General features: G+C 64.1%; 15 protein-coding genes. 4 read left to right on the top strand and 11 right to left on the bottom strand.

All coding sequences use genetic code 11. The features are described from left to right. The 4 genes from AAGD32_07100 to AAGD32_07085 all read right to left on the bottom strand — a co-directional run. Nucleotides 1-944, bottom strand: a 944-nt coding sequence (locus AAGD32_07100; GenBank protein MEM8874011.1) for an Hsp70 family protein, incomplete at its 3' end; no start/stop codon positions are given. A gap of 195 nt (nucleotides 945-1,139) precedes the next feature. Then, on the bottom strand, nucleotides 1,140-1,577 hold the full coding sequence (locus AAGD32_07095) for a DUF962 domain-containing protein (protein MEM8874010.1): 438 nt from the start codon (nucleotides 1,575-1,577) through the stop codon (nucleotides 1,140-1,142). Between the two features lie 15 nt (nucleotides 1,578-1,592). Next, a complete protein-coding gene (locus AAGD32_07090) occupies nucleotides 1,593-2,345 on the bottom strand; it encodes an alpha/beta hydrolase (GenBank protein ID MEM8874009.1) in 753 nt (250 codons plus the stop codon). A 23-nt stretch (nucleotides 2,346-2,368) separates the two neighbouring features. After that, nucleotides 2,369-3,217: a phytanoyl-CoA dioxygenase family protein gene (locus AAGD32_07085; protein MEM8874008.1), complete on the bottom strand. Its 849-nt coding sequence runs from the start codon at nucleotides 3,215-3,217 to the stop codon at nucleotides 2,369-2,371. Nucleotides 3,218-3,301: 84 nt separating this feature from the next. Here AAGD32_07085 and AAGD32_07080 point away from each other — a divergent pair, with 84 nt between their 5' ends. Continuing rightward, nucleotides 3,302-4,159, top strand: a complete 858-nt coding sequence (locus tag AAGD32_07080) for an AraC family transcriptional regulator (GenBank protein ID MEM8874007.1) — start codon at nucleotides 3,302-3,304, stop codon at nucleotides 4,157-4,159. Here the strand turns inward: AAGD32_07080 and AAGD32_07075 are convergent. From AAGD32_07075 to AAGD32_07065, 3 genes are read right to left on the bottom strand one after another with little or no spacing between them, the layout of a single operon-like run. Beyond that, on the bottom strand, nucleotides 4,156-5,916 hold the full coding sequence (locus AAGD32_07075; protein ID MEM8874006.1) for a CTP synthase: 1,761 nt from the start codon (nucleotides 5,914-5,916) through the stop codon (nucleotides 4,156-4,158). The two genes, AAGD32_07080 and AAGD32_07075, sit on opposite strands and share 4 nt — an antisense overlap. Nucleotides 5,917-5,918: 2 nt before the next feature. Then, nucleotides 5,919-6,638, bottom strand: a complete 720-nt coding sequence (kdsB, locus tag AAGD32_07070) for a 3-deoxy-manno-octulosonate cytidylyltransferase (protein MEM8874005.1) — start codon at nucleotides 6,636-6,638, stop codon at nucleotides 5,919-5,921. Nucleotides 6,639-6,692: 54 nt separating this feature from the next. Further along, on the bottom strand, nucleotides 6,693-7,472 hold the full coding sequence (locus AAGD32_07065) for a phosphoribosyltransferase family protein (protein MEM8874004.1): 780 nt from the start codon (nucleotides 7,470-7,472) through the stop codon (nucleotides 6,693-6,695). Between the two features lie 97 nt (nucleotides 7,473-7,569). On the opposite strand from AAGD32_07065, the gene AAGD32_07060 reads away from it, so the two are divergent. Both AAGD32_07060 and AAGD32_07055 read left to right on the top strand, forming a co-directional pair. Continuing rightward, nucleotides 7,570-8,853 (top strand): PLP-dependent aminotransferase family protein, encoded by a 1,284-nt coding sequence (locus AAGD32_07060; GenBank protein MEM8874003.1) that lies wholly within the window; start codon nucleotides 7,570-7,572, stop codon nucleotides 8,851-8,853. Between the two features lie 61 nt (nucleotides 8,854-8,914). Beyond that, nucleotides 8,915-10,645 carry an LptF/LptG family permease gene (locus tag AAGD32_07055; protein MEM8874002.1) on the top strand — a complete coding sequence of 577 codons (1,731 nt, stop codon included), beginning with the start codon at nucleotides 8,915-8,917 and terminating at the stop codon, nucleotides 10,643-10,645. Here the strand turns inward: AAGD32_07055 and AAGD32_07050 are convergent. Genes AAGD32_07050 through AAGD32_07035 form a run of 4 tightly spaced genes read right to left on the bottom strand, consistent with a single transcriptional unit; the run spans nucleotide 10,642 to nucleotide 16,240 of the window. Beyond that, the gene (locus AAGD32_07050; protein MEM8874001.1) at nucleotides 10,642-11,370 is read right to left on the bottom strand and encodes an acyl-[acyl-carrier-protein]--UDP-N-acetylglucosamine O-acyltransferase; all 729 of its coding nucleotides are present in this window, start codon (nucleotides 11,368-11,370) and stop codon (nucleotides 10,642-10,644) included. The two genes, AAGD32_07055 and AAGD32_07050, sit on opposite strands and share 4 nt — an antisense overlap. Before the next feature lie 42 nt (nucleotides 11,371-11,412). Further along, nucleotides 11,413-13,185, bottom strand: coding sequence for an ATPase, T2SS/T4P/T4SS family (locus AAGD32_07045; GenBank protein ID MEM8874000.1), 1,773 nt, complete (start codon nucleotides 13,183-13,185; stop codon nucleotides 11,413-11,415). A gap of 51 nt (nucleotides 13,186-13,236) precedes the next feature. Further along, a complete protein-coding gene (locus tag AAGD32_07040) occupies nucleotides 13,237-14,439 on the bottom strand; it encodes a type IV pilus twitching motility protein PilT (protein MEM8873999.1) in 1,203 nt (400 codons plus the stop codon). A gap of 13 nt (nucleotides 14,440-14,452) precedes the next feature. Next, nucleotides 14,453-16,240, bottom strand: coding sequence for an ATPase, T2SS/T4P/T4SS family (locus AAGD32_07035; GenBank protein MEM8873998.1), 1,788 nt, complete (start codon nucleotides 16,238-16,240; stop codon nucleotides 14,453-14,455). A 96-nt stretch (nucleotides 16,241-16,336) separates the two neighbouring features. On the opposite strand from AAGD32_07035, the gene AAGD32_07030 reads away from it, so the two are divergent. Then, nucleotides 16,337-18,901, top strand: coding sequence for a ComEC/Rec2 family competence protein (locus tag AAGD32_07030; GenBank protein MEM8873997.1), 2,565 nt, complete (start codon nucleotides 16,337-16,339; stop codon nucleotides 18,899-18,901). The last annotated feature ends 1 nt before the right edge of the window (nucleotide 18,902 follow it).

Raw genomic sequence — 18,902 nt, 5'->3', positions numbered from 1 at the left:
TTCTTGAGCCGCTGCACGAGCGGGTCGACGAGTTGTTCGAACTTCGAGCGCGTGATGGTGAGGTTCAGGTGCTTGGGACCGCTGGCGTCGGCGGTAATGAACGGCAGGTTCACCGTCGTGTACATGGTGGTCGACAGCGCGATCTTGGCCGTCTCGGCCGACTCCATGAGCCGTTTCAGGGCCATTGGGTCTTGGCGAAGGTCGATGCCTTCCTGCTTCTTGAACTCGCCGGCGATGTAGTCGATGAGCTCTTCGTCGAAGTCGTCACCGCCCAGGTGCGTGTCACCGTTGATCGACTCGACGGCGAACATCTGCTCGCCGTCCTCGTTGGAGGTTTCGAGCACGGAGACGTCGAACGTACCGCCGCCGAGGTCGAAGACGAGGACGTCCTCGTTGGCCTTCTTGTCGATGCCGTACGCGACGGCCGCCGCGGTCGGCTCGGGGAGCACGCGGAGCACCTTCAGGCCCGCGATCTCGCCGGCCTGTTTGGTCGCCTGCCGCTGGGCGTCGTTGAAGTACGCCGGGACGGTGATGATCGCTTCCTCGACGCTCTCGCCGAGGTAGTCCTCGGCCGTCTTCTTCAGGTCCTGCAGGATGAACGCCGAGAGTTGCTCGGGGGTGTACTCCTTGTCGCGGACCTTGATCTTGACGTAGTCCTCGGGCCCACCGGTGATCTCGTAGGGGACCATCTTCTCTTCGGACTCGATCTCGTTGTGCCGGCGGCCCATGAACCGCTTGACGCTGAAGATGGTGTTCTTGGGGTTGGTCACCTGCTGGTGACGGGCGGTCTGGCCGACGAGCCGCTCACCCTTGTCGGTGAACGCGACCACGGACGGCGTGATGCGGTTGCCCTGCTGGTTGATGAGAACCTTGGGCTGGTCGCCCTCCATGACGGAGACGACGGAGTTGGTCGTGCCCAGGTCGATGCCGATGATCTTGGCCATAGTGTTTCAGTCCTTTGCGGTTTCAGTGAGGTTAATCAGATTTGGGAACCACATGATGGCAAGGCCCGTGCCGCGCGGAAATGGCGGTTTACGGAGCGGAATACGGCATTAGTGAATCATCGCGCGGCAAAGCCGCCCCGAGTCCCTGCCAGCATGACAGGAACACCGAGGCGGCTCGATCCGTCGCCGTAACTGTCAGAATCGGCAACGTGCCCCGACACGAGCGGCCTCGACGGGGAGGGCGCCGCGCAGTTCGAACCATGCCAGTCGGAAGTCGGCGATCAAGCTCCAGTACGGGTTGCCGAACGACGCCGGGCGGTTGCGTTCGATGAAGAAGTGACCGACCCAAGCCGGTCCGTAGCCGACGACGAGGGCGGCCAGAATCCACCACCACGCGATCATCCCGAGCGATGCAAGCACCCCGACAGTGACGACCGTCGCCACGGCAGCGACCGTGCCGACGACGTGGAACTTGCGGTTGAGCGGGTCCAGATGTTCGCCGAGGTAGAACGGCCAGAACTGGTCGAAGCTCGTCATCGGCTTCCGCGGCATCGTCGGTTCGTGATGGTGGTGCATACCCGAAGTACGACGCTGATCGCCGACCGTGCGACAGCCCGGCGGCATTGGTCCCATCAGGTCAAGCGTGCGTCAACCGAGGTACCGCCCCGCCCATGCGGCCAGCACGTCGGCAACGTACTGCGCGTCACGCGGCCTGGTCAGCAGATGGTCCGCATCATCAAGGCTCACGAAACTCTTCGGGTGCTTCGCGGCGGTGTACAACTTGGCGGCCTCGTCGATGCCGACGATCGTGTCGCCCGGGGCGTGCATGAACAGCACCGCCTTGTTCAGTCCGGACAGGCGGTCGGTCAGTTGGTGGGTTTCGAGATCGTCGAGAAACGACTTGGCGATGTCGAACTTCCGACCGGCGAGTGTGACGGTGGCGATACCGCAGGCCTCGATCTCCTCGCGTTGCTGGCCGAAAAGGTGCGTGACGTGGCCCGGATCGCTGGGCGCGCCGACGGTCGCGACGGCCGTGCATTCGGGCACGTCGAACGCCGCGGACAACACCGCCGCCCCGCCGAGGCTGTGCCCGATGAGCAGCTTGGGTGCCTGGGCGTTCTCCCGCAACCAGGCGGCGGCCGCGAGCAGGTCGGCGATGTTCGACGAGAAGCTCGTGTTGCCGAACTCGCCGTCGGAGTGGCCCAAGCCCGTGAAGTCGAACCGCAGCACCGAAACGCCCCGCTGGTTCAACCCTTCAGCAATCCGCCGGGCGGCGGCGATGTCCTTTGAGCACGTAAAGCAGTGCGCGAACAGCGCTGTCCCGATGGCATCGTCGGCGACATCAAACCGCGCGGCCAACTCGGCCGACGAACCCGCAAACCGAATTTCCCGCATCGCCATACGCGAAGCATATCACACGCCGGTCATTTTCCGACGACCGGGCAGAGCGGCTCGGTGAACTTGGTGCCGATCTTCGGTCGGGGACCGAGCACCGTCACGTTCGGGTGCCAGTTGATCCCGCTGTAGGCGGTGCCGTCAGGCATGAGGTGGGCGACGATGCTCAGGCGCGGCTCGTCAGCTTGGTTGGGCCCGGAGCCGTGAAAGCAAAGGCCGTGGTGGAAGCTTGCATGCCCAGACGGGAGGATGCACGGCTCATCACGCCACTCGCCCAAGTGTGCGAACTTCGCGTGCAGCTTCTCCAGGTCCTGATCGAAAAACGTGTCGGAGTCTTCGATGAGCCCCCACTTGTGGCTGCCGGCGATCGAACGCATGCCACCGTTGTGCAGGTCAGTGTCCTGCAGCGCGATCCATGCGGTGATCATGTTGGTGGTGTCGGCCGCCTTCCAAAAGCCACAGTCCTGGTGCCAGCCGACATTGCCAACATTGCCCGCGTCACCGGTCGGTGGCTTGTAGATCACCTGGTCGTGCCAAAGTCGGACGATGTCGCACCCGAGCAACTGCCGGGCGATCGACCCCACCGCCTCGGATAGAACCAGATCGCGTACGACATCGTTGACCCACCAACCGTTCTCGACCTTCCGAAGTGCGTGGGGATCGTACTCGGGCTTCACCGAGGACGGGTTCTGCGGAAAGCATCCCTTGCCGTCGAAATCGCCGGCCCAGATGCGGTCGTGGGCGTTGCGCAGCGCGGCGACCTGATCATCATCAATGAGCTTGGGCGAGATCCAGTAGCCGGAATCGGCGTAGCGATTGAGATCGGCCTCGGTGAGTTGATGGGAGACGTTGAGCGGTGATTCGATCGTGGCAGACATTGGGTTCCTCGATTGGGTTCCCGGACAGTCTGTGACAAACGGTGCCGGCTGGCGTCCGGCAATCCACGTCGTAGGATTTTGAACATGAGGGGTGAAACACGCCAGTACACAGAAGATCAGCGCGCACTCCGGCATCGCGGCATCACGCAACTCGGCTGGTCACGTTCCACGTCGGCCGACGACTACGGCCTCGCCGCCCACCGTCATGCGAACTCGTTCGAACTTTGCCTGATCGTGAGCGGGCAGGTCGACTGGTGGGCGGAGGATGAGACGCACCTGCTCGGGCCGGGCATGTGTCACCTGACACGCCCTGGCGAGGTCCACGGCGGGGCGAACGATGTTTTGGGGTTGGCGGAGCTTTACTGGGTCGGCTTCACACTGCCGGAGCCGCCGCGGGCCTACGGCGTCACGCCGACGGAAGCGCAACGTTTGGCCGAACGATTGCACGGCTTGCCGCGGACGTTCCGGGGCGACGCCGCGTTGGAGGCGTGCCTGGCACAACTGATGGCCTCATGCCGATCGAGTCACCCCCTCGCCTCGCTGCGAACGCGTGCCACGATGCTGAACATGCTACTGGCCGCGATCGACTGCGCGGACCGGGCAAATGACGAAAGGACAGCCATATCGCCTGGCATCGCCGCCGCCATACGGGCGTTTCGCCGCAAACCGAGCCGGGTGATGAGCGTCGATGAACTGGCCGATGTCGCGGGGCTTTCGGTGTCGCGGTTTCACGAGCGGTTCGTGCAGGAAACCGGCTACGCCCCGGCCGACTGGTGCGCCCGCCAGCGGATCGCTCACGCCAAACGCATGCTCCGTGAAAGCGACAAAACCGTGACCATCATCGCGATGGATTGCGGCTTCGCCTCGAGCCAGTACTTCGCGACCGCGTTCCGCAAGATCGTCGGCATCACGCCCACGGCCTACCGCCGAGCCGGGCACTAGACCGACACCTTGGCCGCGGGCTTCGCCGCCGCGTACTTCTCGGCCGCTTTCACCAATCCCAGGAACAACGGGCTCGGGTCGAGCGGACGACTGGTCATTTCCGGGTGGGCCTGAGTGCCGACAAAGTACGGGTGCTCGGACCGCGGCAGTTCGAGGATCTGCATGATCGGCTGGTGCGGGTGCTTGCCGCTGAAGATCAGGCCAGCTTTGGTCAGCTGTTCGATGTACTTCGGGTCCACCTCGTAGCGGTGGCGGAAGCGCAAGCGGATTCGATTGTTCTCGTCGAGCTTGCGCTCAAAGAGTTCGGCGGCGAGCGAGCTGGGCGTGACGTCGATGTCCTTCCCGCCGAGCCGCATGTTGCCGCCGAGCCCCTCGATCTGCTTTTGCTCGGGAAGGATGTCGATGACCGGGCAGCTGGAATCACGGCTGAACTCGGTCGAGTCGGCATCGGGCAACCCCGCGACGTTGCGGGCATATTCGATCACTGCCATCTGGAAGCCGAGACAGATCCCGAGGTACGGCAGCTTGTTTTCCCGGGCGTATTTGATGCAAGCGATCTTGCCCTCGGTGCCACGCGCGCCAAAGCCGCCGGGGACGATGATGCCGTGCATGCCCTTGAGCCGGGCGGCGACGTTCTTGTCGGTGATGTTGGTCGTGTCGATCCACTCGAGCTCGACGCTGATGCCGGTGTGGACTTCGCAGTGCTCGATGGCCTTGATGATCGAGGCGTAAGCGTCGCGAACGGACGTGTACTTACCGGTGACGGCGACCTTGAGTTTCTTCTCACGCTCCATCCCGATCGCGTCGACGTAGCGCTTCCACAGCGCACGCTGCTCGTCTTCATGCAGCACGTCGGCCCGTTCGTGCAGATCGAGGTGGGTCATCACCTCACGGTCCAGCCCTGCACCGCGTAGCGCCTCGGGCACGAGGTAGATGCTGTCGAGATCGTGCATGCTGAACACGCGCCGCATCGGGACGTTCGTGTACATGCTGATCTTCTGCCGGACCTTCTCGTTGATCGGCCGACGGCCGCGGCAGGCGACGATCTGGGGCATGATGCCCAGTTCCATGAGGCGTTTGATACCGAGCTGCGCCGCCTTGGACTTCTGCTCACCGAGCGCGTTGGGCTGGAGGACGTACGTGAGCGCGACAAACATCACCGCGTTCTCGCCTTCTTCGTAAGCGAGTTGTCGGCAAGCTTCGAGGTAGAAGGAGTTCTCGTAGTCGCCGACGGTGCCACCGATCTCGACGAAAACGACGTCGGCCTGACTCTTGACGGCGAGTTCGCGGAGTTTCAACTTCACCTCGCCGACGACGTGCGGGATGACCTGCACGTCGCGTCCGAGGTACCCGCCCTCGCGTTCCTTCTTGAGCACGGCACTGAGCACCTGGCCGTTGGTGGTGAAGTTTTCGCCGCCGAGGTTCTGGTCGAGCAGGCGCTCGTAGGTGCCCAGGTCCATGTCGGTTTCCATGCCGTCGTCCAGCACGAACACCTCGCCGTGGCGGAAGGGGTTCAATGTGCCCGAGTCGATGTTGAGGTAACCCTCCATCTTGATCGGCGCGACGGTGAGCTTCTTGTCCTTGAGCAACTTCGCCAGCGACGAGGCGAAGATGCCCTTGCCCAAGCCGCTGATGACGGTGCCGACGACCACGACGTACTTGGTCTTGCCACGCACATACCCCTCGGGCAGCGGCGTGTAGAACTCGGTCTCATCCTGGGCGTGACCGGTCGATGCGAGGAGGTCTTGGCTGTTCATGCTCATGGCTTGGTGCTCGTGAATCGTTGAACGAAGTCGGCGTACTGCTCGGCGGTGTCGATCCCCGCGGCGTGTCCGTCGGCCGCGAGAACATCAATGCGAAAACCGTGCTCCAGCACGCGCAACTGCTCAAGCTTCTCGGCCCGCTCCAGCGGCGTCGGCTCGAGCGTGGGGTACCGCAATAGGAAATCCCGGGTGTAAGCATAGATGCCCACGTGCAGCCGCGGCTCGACGGGCTCACCACGACTGAACGGAATCGGGCTGCGACTGAAGTACAACGCACGATCGTCGGTACCGGTGACGACTTTCACCCGATTCGGGTCGCTCACATCGCCGATGTACGGCACGCTCACCGTCGCCATCACCGCCCCGCTGTCGTCGAGGCGAAAGGACAGATCGCGGATGATCTTCGGGTCAATCTCCGGCTCGTCGCCCTGCACATTGATGACAAATGGCTCGCCCCGATCGGCGGCGACCTCGGCGATGCGATCGGTGCCTGAGGGATGGTTCGGGTCCGTCAGCACGACCTCGGTCCCGAACGGGGCCAAGGCGTCGGCGATCTCCTGATGATCCGCGGCAACCACGACCGGCCCGACATCGGCGGCCATGGCCCGCTCGACCGTGTGCTGCACCAGCGGCTTGCCCGTCTCGGCCAGCAGCATCTTCCGCGGCAGCCGCTCGGACGCCAGGCGAGCAGGGATAATCACAACCACATCGGGCATCGGCCAACGCTACCGCGCCAATCGCGGGGTGCCAAAATCTGTCCACGCTACGCCTCACTTTCGCTCGAAATCGCTGTGCTTGGGGTCGGCGACGGCGAGGACGACGGCACTGATCGCTTCCGGCCCGGCCGGGTCGATCGCGCGGGCCAGGGCACCGATCGTGCTGCCGGTGGTCATCACGTCGTCGACGATCACCACCCGCTTGCCGGCCACGGCGTCGGGATTGGTCAAACGGAACGCGTCGCGGACGTTCTCCCAGCGTTCGCGCATGCTCTTGGTTCGCACCTGCGGCAGGGTCCGGCGGTGTCGCACCGCGGGCCGAACGACGGGAACGCCACGGCGTTTGCCGAGCATGTCCGCGATGACCGCCGCTTGGTTGTACCCACGCGATACCCGCCGCGACCAATGCAACGGCACCGCGACGATCACGTGCGCGTCCGCCAGCACCGACCTTGCCATCGGCCGGTCCGCGAGCGTGTCGGCCAGGCGTTCCGCGATCCACCACTGGCTTTTGTACTTCTGTGCAATCACGGCCGACTGGAGCGGGCCGTTGAGCACGCCGAGGCGGGCGACGCGATCGAGCCGGCGTCGGCCGTTGCCCCCGCACCATGTGCAGGGCGCTTCCGCATCCGCCACGGGGCGGCCGCACGCGAAACAGCACGGCTCGGCCAGCGTCGCGGACCAGCCGGCCTCACACGCCTCGCAAAACATGCCCTCTGCCCCCGCCTCGCAATGAACGCAGGTCTGCGGGTAGGCGAAATGCACCGACTCCCGCCACGCCCACCGTGACGCGGCGACCGTGGTTGTGAAGGTGCGGTGGAGCAGCGAATGCATTTTCGCACGATACCGCACATCCCTGCTTGATCGCCATGTGGAGCGGCTGTCACGAGTTTCGCCTGTGATCCGCTCGCGCCGGCTCTATGGTGTGGTCTTGCCAGACACGCCCCCAATCCCATTCTCCGCCAAGGCCCGGCGGACGACCGAACAGCCGATCTCGTACCTCATGGCGGCGGCGGTCGAAAACCCGGACATCATCTCGTTCGCCGCCGGATTGGTCGATCCGCGGACGTTGCCGGTAATGCCGGTGCGGAAGATCGTCGATGACCTGCTCGGCAACGACGAGCGCGGCCGGGTGGTCATGCAGTACGGCACCACGCACGGCTTCGCGGAGCTACGCCAACTGCTCCACCAACACCTCTGCGACATCGACGGCGTCGACTACACGGCACAGGGAGTCACGCCCGACCATCTCGTCACCGCGACCGGCAGCCAACAGGCGATCTACATGCTCGCGGATGTGTTGGCCGACCCCGGCGACATCGGAATCTGCTGCCAGCCGGACTACTTCGTCTACACCGGTACGCTCCAATCCATCGGCGTCGAGGTCGTGGGCGTACCGATGGACGAAGGCGGAATGTGCGTCGAGGCGTTGGAACGATCGTTCGAGGAACTCAAGCACCAAAACCGGTTGCAACTGGTGCGGTTCGTGTACGTGCAAACCTACCACCAAAACCCGACGGGCCTGACCCTCGCGGCGGACCGCAGGCCGGCGATTCTCGAACTCGTGAAGAAGTACTCCGCGCTGGCCGGCCACCGGATCATCATCATCGAGGACGCGGCGTACCGCGAACTCACGTACGAAGGCCCGGAGGATCAACCATGGGCCCCACCGACGATCAAGTCGCTCGACGTCGGCAACGAGTACGTCGCGCTAAGCCAGACGTTTTCCAAGCCGTTCGCGCCCGGCATCAAGCTCGGCTACGCCGCACTGCCTGGGGCCGTCCTCGACGCGGTCCTGCAGCAAAAGGGCAACCACGACTTCGGAAGCGCGAACCTCGCCCAGCACATTGCCGCCGAAGCGTTGCGGACCGACGTGTACGCCGATCAACTCAAGGCCCTGCACGACGGCTACCGCGCCAAAATGCACGCCATGCTCGACGCGCTGAAGCGACACATGCCCGATGGCGTGACCTGGACCCACCCGCGCGGCGGGCTGTACGTCTGGGCGACCCTGCCCGAGTCGATCGACACGGCTCGTGAGTCGGCGTTGTTCGCCGATTGCGTGAAGCGCGGTGTGATGTACGTGCCGGGCGATTACTGCTACACCGGCGCGAACACGCCCCGCAACCAGATGCGGCTGAGCTTCGGCGTGGTGCCGATCGACAAGATCGAGTTGGGGATCGAACGTCTCGCCGCCGCCGTTGGCGCGAACTGATCGCCACGAGTTGATCCCCCGTGCCTTCTCGCCGGTGATCCCGTAACCTCACCGCAACGCCATGGGCACCACGCTTTTCTGGTACGTCTTCCGCGACCTGCTTCGCATCTTCCTCCTCGCCAACACGGCGTTGGCGGGCATCATGGCGTTCGGCGGCTTGCTCGATCCGCTCACCGACAACGGACTCTCGGCGTCGCAAGTCGGTCGGATTCTCACCTACCTGATGCCGGCGATGCTCACGTATTCGCTGCCAGTGGCGGCGCTGTTCGCGTGTACGTTCGTCTACGGCCGGCTCTCGGCGGACAACGAACTGACCGCGTGCCGGGCGGCGGGTGTACCGCTGTGGGAGTTGGCCTTGCCGGGGGTGGTGATGGGGTTGTCGGTCGCGCTGCTGAGCGGGGCGATGCTCAGCTTCATCGTGCCGCGGGCGACGCTGGCCGTGGAGCGGGTGGTGTTTTCCAACCTCGCCCAGTTCGCGGCCTTCCAGATCCGCCAGAACAACAAACTCGAACTCGGCGGGTTCAACCGTGGCGTGACGCTGTATGCGGCCGATGCGCGGGTCGGCGAATCGTCCGACGACGGGCGGACGCAAGTCGTGCATTTGCTCGACATTTCCATCGCCCGCTACGCCGACCTCCCCGAAGACGCCGACCCGAACACGACGCCGCGGCCGGTCGAGGAGATCTACGTCGCCCGCCAGGCAACCGCGTTCATCGAAAACACCGGCAACCCCGACGAGGACGTGCAGGTCACCATCAGTCTCGTCGACGGCATGGCGTTGCCCCGCACGATCGAAGGCGTCGACCAAGCCCGGCAGGCAACGCTTCGTAAGAGCCAGTTCGGCCCGTACCCTCTCCCGTCACCGCTGCGCGAGAACACGAAGTTCATGGACTTCGCCAAGCTCCGCAAGCTCGGCGTCCAGCCCGAGCAGTCGCGTCGCGTCGCGCTTGTGCTCAACGACTACGTCCGCGGTGATCAGCAGACGGCATACCTCCAGAACATCGTCATGGCCGGGCTCGAGCGGGATGGTGAGTTCGTCCTGGTCAGCAGCGACGGCGACATCTATACGCTCGCCCACGGCGGGACCGACTACCGTCTGCGCCGAGCGACGGTGAACATCGGTCCCGGTCCCGAGGCCATGCCCGACATTCGGTTCCAACGCACCACCCGCACGGAGCAGGGCCCGGAGATGCTGCTCGCGGCCAGTGCCGAGTCGGCGCAAGTCCGCGTGGGCAACACCGCCGACGGCACCGAACTCGCGGTGCAGGTTCGGCTGGTCAATCCGGTGGTGACCACCGTCGAGCCGGACGGAGCGCTCGTCGAGACGCCGCGCACCAGCTTCGAGACGACGATCATGGTGCCGACACCCAAGGAGATCCGCGACCTGAAGATGCGCACCGCCGAGACGTACCTGACCAATCCGGAGGTCTCGACGAAGATGAAAGGCCGACTGCGGCGCGAGGTGTACAAATTGCTCAACGGCGTGCACAGCGAGATTCACGCGCGGCTGTCGTTCGCGGTGAGTTGTTTCAGTCTCGTACTCGTTGGCATCGCGATCGGCGTGCTCTTCCGAACGGGGAACTTCCTGAGCGCGTTCGCCCTGTCGGTGGTGCCGGCGATCTTGTGCATCGTGCTCATCGTCAGCGGCCAGCACGTCGCGGAGAACATCCCGTCCAACGTGACCGCCGATTTCAACGACCCGCTGGGCTTGGGGATCATGATGATCTGGGGCGGCAATGCCGTGGTGTTCATCACCGGCATCACCCTCCTCTCGCGGCTCGGCAAGGTCTAGACACGCTTTCGTCGGGCTGTGGTTACGCCACGCTTGCTGGCCCGGTAGAACTCGACGATCTCTCGAACCTCAGGCACGTCGACACACTCGAGCTGTGCCAAAGCCTTGCTCATCACGGGTACGCGGCGCAGTGTCTGGTACGCGCGGGCGATGGCTTGGCGAGTTTCCGAGGAAAAGCCATTACGCCGAAGCCCGATGACGTTCGGACCGCGGACGCAGGTGTGCTGCACCAACGCGAATGGCGGCACGTCGAGCGAGAGGCCTTCGTTACCGTGAATCATGCAGAGACGCCCGACACGGGAGTACTGATGGATGCCCGTGCCGCCACCGAAAAACGTCCCGTCGCCGATCGCCGCATGGCCAGCGATCATCACCTGATTAGCGAGGGTAATGTCCGCACCGAGTTTGGTGTCATGGCCGAGGTGAACGCTGGTCATCAGGTAGCAACGATCACCAACGGCCGTGGCGTTGTCTCGTCCGGGCTTCGTCGCACGATTGACGGTCGTCTGTTCACGCAGCACGCAGTCATCGCCGATGACGACCCAGCCATCGTCGATCGGCGAATTGCGGTGTTGTGGCGGCCCGCCGATGGCCGCGTGGGGGCCGATGGTGCAGTTGCGCCCGATGACCGTGTTCCCCTCGATAATGGTGTAGGGAAGCACGGTCGTGCCTTCGCCGATGGTGACGGTGTCGGCGACAATGGCAGTGGGATGGATGTCGGGCATGAAAGATGCGCGTGAGGGTTGCCACGCGTGGAGAGCCAGAAGCTATTCTTCGACGATCGTCTCGCGGACGACTTCCTCGATGGTCGACAGGCCGTCGAAGATCGCCTTCAAGCCGGCATCGCGGAGGGTGGTCATGCCGCGGGCCTTGGCGGCATCGCGGAGCTTCTGCGTCGAGTCACGGTTGACGATCATCTCGCGCATGTCGTCATCGAGCGTCATGATCTCGAACACGCCAAGCCGGCCCTTGTAGCCGGTGTTGTTGCAGTTGTCGCAACCCTTGCCGTAGAAGAACTTCTGCCCTTCGACGTCCTCGGGCTTGAGCTCGAGCTCCATCAGCTGTTCGAGCGCGGGGGTGTACTCGGTCTTGCAGTCGAGGCAGATCTTTCGCACCAGGCGCTGGGCGATCACGCCTTCGAGCGTCGCGGTCACCAGGAACGGCTCGAGGCCAAGGTCGAGCAGACGTGCGATCGACGAGGGTGCGTCGTTGGTGTGCAAGGTCGAGAAGACCAAGTGACCGGTGAGCGATGCCTGCACCGCGATCTCGGCGGTCTCGCGGTCACGGATCTCACCCACGAGAATGGTGTCCGGGTCTTGACGCAGCATGGAGCGGAGGATCCGCGCGAACGTCATCTCGATGTCGGGTCGGATCTGACACTGGATGATGCCGTCAATGTCGTATTCGACCGGGTCCTCGGCGGTGATGAGTTTTTCGGTCGGGTCGTTGAGTTCGTTGAGAGCGGAGTAGAGCGTGGTGGTTTTGCCCGAGCCGGTCGGGCCGGTGACGATCACGATGCCGTTTGGCTTGTTGATCAGCACGCGGACGATCTTGAGCTCCTCGGGGCTGAGCCCGATCATCTCCAAATCGAGGTTCACGTTGCTGCGGTCCAGCACACGCATCACGACCGACTCACCGAACATCGTCGGCAAGACCGACACACGAAGGTCGATCTGCTGGTTGTTGACGTTGAGTTCGATACGGCCGTCCTGAGGCATGCGGCGCTCGGCGATGTCGAGGTTCGCCATGACCTTCACACGCGACGAGAGCGCCGCACCGATGTGGTTCGGCGGCGGCATCATCTCGTACAGCACACCGTCGATGCGATACCGCAGCTTGTATTCGTCCTCGAACGGCTCGAAGTGGATGTCGGACGCCTTGTCCTTGATCGCTTGAAGCAACACGAGGTTGATCAGCTTGCGGACCGGGTTGGAATCCGCGGCATCCTTGAGCGTCTCGAGGTCGAGGCTCTCTCCGCCGGACTTCTTCTTGAGGTCGGCGAGGTTGTCGTCGGTGTTGAGTTCGCCAAGGACGTCGCCGAGCGACTCGTCGGCGGTGTCGTAGTACTTGGTGATCAACGACTTGATCTGGTCGGCCTCGGCGATCTTCGCCTCGACCTTGAAGCCGAACAGGTTGCGCAGCTCGTCGAGTGCCTGGAAGTTGTCCTGATTGGCCATCGCGACGGTGAGCCGCTTCCTGGCTTCATCGAACTTGATCGGGATCAACTCGTACGTCTGCGCCGTCTGGGCGGGGACGGCCTTGATCGCTTCGGGCGGAATCTCCATCCCACGCAGATCAAGAAGTTCGTAGCCCTGCTGGGCGGCGAGGGCGATGTTAAGGTCGGCCTCGGAGATGTAATCGAAGTCGCGCAGGATTTGCCCCAGCGCACCGCCCTTCTGCTTCTGGAAGTTCAGCGCTTCGACGACCTGCTCGCGCTTGACCTTGCCCATCTTCGTAAGCACGCGGCCGATCGGACGTCCTTTGAGCTGGTCGATCGGGGGCATCTTCGTCGGGGCGTCGGCAGTGGCGGTCGGGGGCATGGAATACTCCGGGTGCGGGGATACGGATCATACAAACAAGCGGCGCGAATCTTACATCTTCTTCATCCGGTCACGACGGGCCTGGAGGGCGGCAGCGTCCTCGGGCTCGGCACCCGCACCACCGCCGTCATCATCATCGTCGACCTCGGCGAGCAGGCCGTCGTCGAGGTCATCGATGTCGTCGGCCCCGTGACGCTGGATGCGATCGACCATGCCGCCGGGGTTCTTGGACTTGTCGACCGCGTCCTCGGCGGTGATGTGCCCGGCGAGGTAGTGCATCCAGAGGTTGTCGTCCAGCAGCTGCATGCCGTACTTCTTACCGGTCTGAATGTCCGAGTCGATGCGGTAGGACTTGTTTTCGCGGATGAGGTTCTGGATCGAGGGCGTGACGTACATGAACTCGTACGCCGCGAGCATGCCGTCGGTGTCGGCGCGGGGCATCAGCGCCTGCGAAAGCACGGCGATGAGGTTGTTCGCCAGCTGCACACGAACCTGCTCCTGCTGGTCGGTCGGGAACGCGTCGATGATTCGGTTGATAGTTGAAGCGGCACCGGAGGTGTGGAGCGTGCCGAAGACCAAGTGACCGGTTTCCGCGGCGGTGATCGCCGAGGAGATCGTCGGCAAGTCAAGCATCTCACCCACGAGCATGACGTCGGGGTCCTGACGCAAGGCACGCCGCAGCGCTTCGGAGAACGACGGCGTATCGACGCCGATCTCGCGCTGCACGACGATGGATTTCTTGTGCGGGTGGTAGTACTCGATGGGGTCTTCCATCGTGATGATGTGCCGATCGAACTGCTCGTTGATGTAGTTGATCATGCACGCGAGCGTCGTGGTCTTGCCCGAGCCGGTCGGGCCAGTCACGAGGAAGATGCCACGCGGGCGCCGGCAGATCTGGCGGGCCATCTCCGGCAAGCCGATCTGCTCGAAGGTCAGAATCGTGTTCGGGATTCGCCGCAGCACCAACGAGCAAGCGCCCTTCTGCTTGAAGATCGCCACGCGGAAGCGGGCCTCCTCGCCATACGCGAAACCGAAGTCGCCCGAGCCGGTCTCTTCGTACTCCTGCTGGATGCGCTCGGGCGTGATCGCCTTCATGAGCGAGACGGTGTCCTCGGGGTCGAGCACCTTGGTCTGCAACTCACGCAGCCGCCCGGAGAGGCGCAACGTCGGCGGCTTGCCAATGGCAAGGTGAAGGTCGGACGCCTTGCGCTTGACGACGGTCTCAAGCAGTCTGTCGATCTGAATCGTGGCCATGTTCTGTACTCAGTTACTCTGTGGCAACGCCCTCGACCTGGGCGACCTTGACGATTTCCTCGGCGGTGGTCACGCCCTTGAGCACTTTGATCACGCCGTCCTGCAGCAGGGTCTTCATGCCGCTGTCGCGGGCGGCCTTGCGGATCTTGTTGGTCGGGGCGCGGTCGAAGGCGAGTTGGCGGACTTCGTTGTTGAGCTTCATGAGCTCGAAGATGCCCTGTCGGCCACGGAAGCCGGTGCCGGCGCAGTGGTCGCAACCGCGCGGCTTGTAGAGAGTTTTGCCCTCGAGCATCTCCTGCGTGATGCCCGCCAAGCGCAGCCAGTTTTCGTCAGGTTCCTTGTCGATCACCTTACATTTCGGGCACAGCACGCGCACCAGACGCTGGGCCATGATCGCCTGCACCGCGGATGCGACCAGGAACGGCTTCACGCCCATGTCGATCAGACGCGTGATGGCCGACGGGGCGTCGTTGGTGTGGAGCGTAGAGAACACCAAGTGACCGGTGAGTGCCGCCTGGATAGCGACCTCGGCCACTTCGAGGTCACGAATCTCACCCACGAGAATGATGTTGGGTGCCTGACGCAGCATGGCCCGAAGGATTTTCGCGAATGACAGACCGATCGCTTCGCGGACCTGGCACTGGTTGATGCCGGCGAAGTTGTATTCGACCGGGTCCTCGGCGGTGATGATCTTGCGGTCCGGGCGGTTCAGAACGTTGAGCGCACCGTAGAGCGTGGTCGTCTTACCAGAACCGGTCGGGCCCGTGACGAGGAAGATGCCGTTGGGGCGTTTGATGATCTTCTCGAACTCCGCGTAGTCCTCGGACTCGAAGCCCATGTTCTCTAGGCCGATGCGGACGTTGTCGGGCCGCAGAATACGCAGCACGGTCGACTCGCCGTGGTAGGCGGGCAGCGTCGAGACACGGAAGTCGATCTGCTGGTTGTCGACGGTCATCTTGATGCGGCCGTCCTGGGGGAGGCGCTTCTCGGCGATGTCGATGCCGGCCATGATCTTGATGCGCGAGATCAGCGGACCACGCATGCGCAGCGGGATCTTGTCGCGCTCGACACACTCGCCGTCGATGCGGTAGCGCACCTTGACGCGGTCCTTCATCGGCTCGATGTGAATATCCGACGCACGCGTCCGCACCGCCTCGGCGATCATCGCCTGTACCAGCTTGATGATCGGTGCCTGCGTCGGGTCGTCGGCGTCCTCGCCCATGCTCCCGAGGTCGATCGATTTGTCGATGCTCTTGTCGATCGATTTGTCGATGGACTTGTCGATCGAGCCGTCCATGGACCGGTCCATCGTGTCGCGCAAACGGTCGATGGTGCGGTCCATCGTCTGGTCGATGGTGCTGGTCGCGTTGGCGTTGAACAGCGAGTCGATGACCTGCTTGATTTTGGTCTTGGGTGCCAGGACCGGCTTGATCTCCTTGCCGATACGGAAGCGGAGGATTTCCTGAAGCTCGAAATCGAGCGGGTCGTGCATGGCGACGCGCATCTTGCCCCCCTCGTTGCCCAACGGGAGGATCAGGTGCTTACGCATCAGGTCGTCGGGGATCGCGTTGACCGCATTAGGCGGCACGCTATTGGCGTCGAGGTCCTCGAACTCCAGGTTCTGCTGGGCGGCCAATGCCTTGTAAACGTTGGCCTCGGTGGAGATTTTCAAATCGACCAGCGCCTCGCCGATGCGGAGCTTTTTTTCCTTGGCGTGGTCGAGGCCCTGCTTGATCTCTTCGGGCTTATTGATGCCCCAATCGACGAGGATTTCACCGAGTTTTTTCTGGAGTTTGGCCATGACATACTGCCTTTCGCTCGAAACACCGGTCGGAAGCGGGGCCGACCGTGACCTGTCACCGGGCGCTGACGGGCATTGTAGGGTAACACGGGGCCGATGACCCACAAGCCGGGCACCGCGCCAGTATCGTGCCGGCTTGCCAAAGTTGTGTTTCTTTCGCAACACAACGCCATCACCGGTAACTTGGCACGGGTGGGCTCGCCAGCGTCATTTCGCCGTGCGGCATTGCCGGTGGCGCTGGCGTTGATCGGCGGGATCGTTCTCTCGACGCATATCGCCCCCTGGCCGTGGGTGGCTCTTGCGATCGCCACGATGGCGTTCGTCATCTCGCTCGCCGGGCGGTCGACGACGATCCTGCTACTCGGTTTCGCCGCACTCGGCTTCGCGGCGGCACAGCATCACTGGCACCGCTACGCCCCCAACGACGTTGCCCATTTCACAACGGCCAAGCCGCAACTGGTCCGCGTCCGCCTTCGACTCGACGAGCCGCCACGGGTCCGAATCCCGGACGCCGACGCGATGATCCCGATGCCGCCCATGCAAAACAGCATCGCGGAAGTCGTGGCCATCGAAACCATCGACGGTTGGGCGAACACCCGTGGCAGCGTCTTGCTCAACGTCCGCCGGGTCGACCCACGTCTCGCCGCCGGCCAGACGATCGAAGCACTCGCACTGCTACGCCGACCGGCCCCGGCGATGAACCCCGGACAGTTCGATTGGTCCCGGCACTACCGTGCCGACCGCATTCTCGCCGGCGTGTCGATCAACGGCCCGGATCAGCTTCGCATCATCGACACGGCCGCCCCGCCATTACGGACCGCCGCGCGGGCCTTCGTTCGCCAACGTCTCACCGCCGGGTTCGACGACATGGACGTGATCGACGCCGCGCTGCTCACGGCGCTGATTCTCGGTGAACGTGACCCGCTGATGAGCGATGTCGCCGACGACTTCCGCGCCATCGGGGCCGGCCACCACCTCGCGATCAGCGGCATGCACGTCGCAATCATGGGCGGGTTCGTGTTCCTCGTCGCCCGACTCACGCAACTGCCCCCGCGCCCGGCACTGCTGGCGGCGACCGTCTTCGTCCTCGCCTACGGCTGGCTCGCACAGCCGACACCGTCGGTCGCGCGAGCGGTGATCCTCTGGTCCGCGTTTGCCGTCGGTTTGCTACTACGGCACAAGGCCGACCCGCTGCAATCGCTGTCGGTCGCCGCGATCATCGTGCTTCTGTTGCAACCGCACGACCTGTTCTCGGCGGGGTTTCAACTCTCGTTCGGCACGGTGTTCGGGCTGCTGGTGCTCACGCCGATCGTCGTCGAGCGCGTCACCGAATGGGCCCGACCGGATGACGCCTACTTGGCCAGCGGTTGGTCGGTGGCCGCGCGGTGGTTCGACAACAAGACGATCAATGTCGTCGCCGCGACTCTCGTGGCGTGGGCGGTGTCGATGCCGCTGGTGGCTTGGCACTTCGGCCAGCTCAACCCGTGGGGCGTGGCCGGCTCAATCCTGCTGAGCGGGCCGACGATGCTCGCGCTGTGCGTCGGCTTGCTGAAGGTGCTGGCGAGCACGGCGGTCCCGTGGGGCGATGCGTTGTGGGCCGACCTCGCGGCGATTCCTGCCGGCTGGATGCGAAGCTCCGCGGCGAGCTTGTCCGGCTTGCCCGCCGCCGACGTGCCGCTGCCGCAACCGGCGTTGCTGATCGTGCTGATCTACTTCGCGGCATTGGCCGCGGCCGTGCGCAAGTGGCCGACCGGCACCATGCGATGGAGCACGCGCGGCGCCTTGGCCGCGGCGACATTCGTGCTCATCGTCGGGCCGTACCTGCAGCGCAAACCCGCCCTGACCATCGCCGCGCCCCAGGCGTTGGCGGGCGAGGTTGACGAAGTCCGCGTGACGGTGCTTGCGGTGGGAGCAGGCCAATGCGTCGTGATCGAAACACCTCAACGTCGGACTTGGTTGATCGACGCGGGCAGCGCGACGATGAGCGACCCGATGGGCCGGGCGATCGGGCCTTACCTGCGGCGTGCCAAGCTCACCGCGATTGAGGGGTTGCTTATCACGCACGCCAACGCGGATCACTACGGCGCGGCCGGCGATGTGGCCACGCGCTACGCACCGGGCACCGTGCTGGTCGGGCCGAGGTTCATCGACGACGCCCAGCGCGACCCGGCCGGCCTGGCGGTGCTTCGGCAACTCAACGCCGCGGACCTGCCGCCCACGGTCGTCTCCGCCGGGGAGCGTGTGCCACTGGGCCGGAATGCGTACCTCGAAGTGCTCTGGCCACCGGTGCTCGGGGAGCAATGGACGGCCAACGACACGTCGCTCGTGGTTAGGCTCCACGTCGCCGATCGCACGATGCTCTTCGCCGGTGACATCGAGAACGCGGCCATGGGCGAGTTGCTACGGAGCGCGGCCGATCTGTCGGCCGACGTTCTGCTCGCCCCGCACCACGGCAGCGCGGAAGAACTCACGCCAAAGTTCCTTGAGGCGGTCGATCCCAACTGGATCGTCAGCAGCGACGACGCGACGCCGACACGCAAGCAGAAGGCGTTCGAGGCACTGGTCGGCGACCGCCCGCTCCTGCGCACCGGCCGCGACGGCGCTATCACCATCGGACTCGGACTGGACGGAAGCATCCGTGTCGAGCCGTTTTTGAAGTAAG

It is taken from the genome of Planctomycetota bacterium (assembly GCA_039182125.1).
GTDB lineage: Bacteria > Planctomycetota > Phycisphaerae > Tepidisphaerales > Tepidisphaeraceae > JBCDCH01.
The sequence above is the reverse complement of the archived record's forward strand: the minus strand, read 5'-3'. Positions and strand labels throughout refer to the sequence as shown.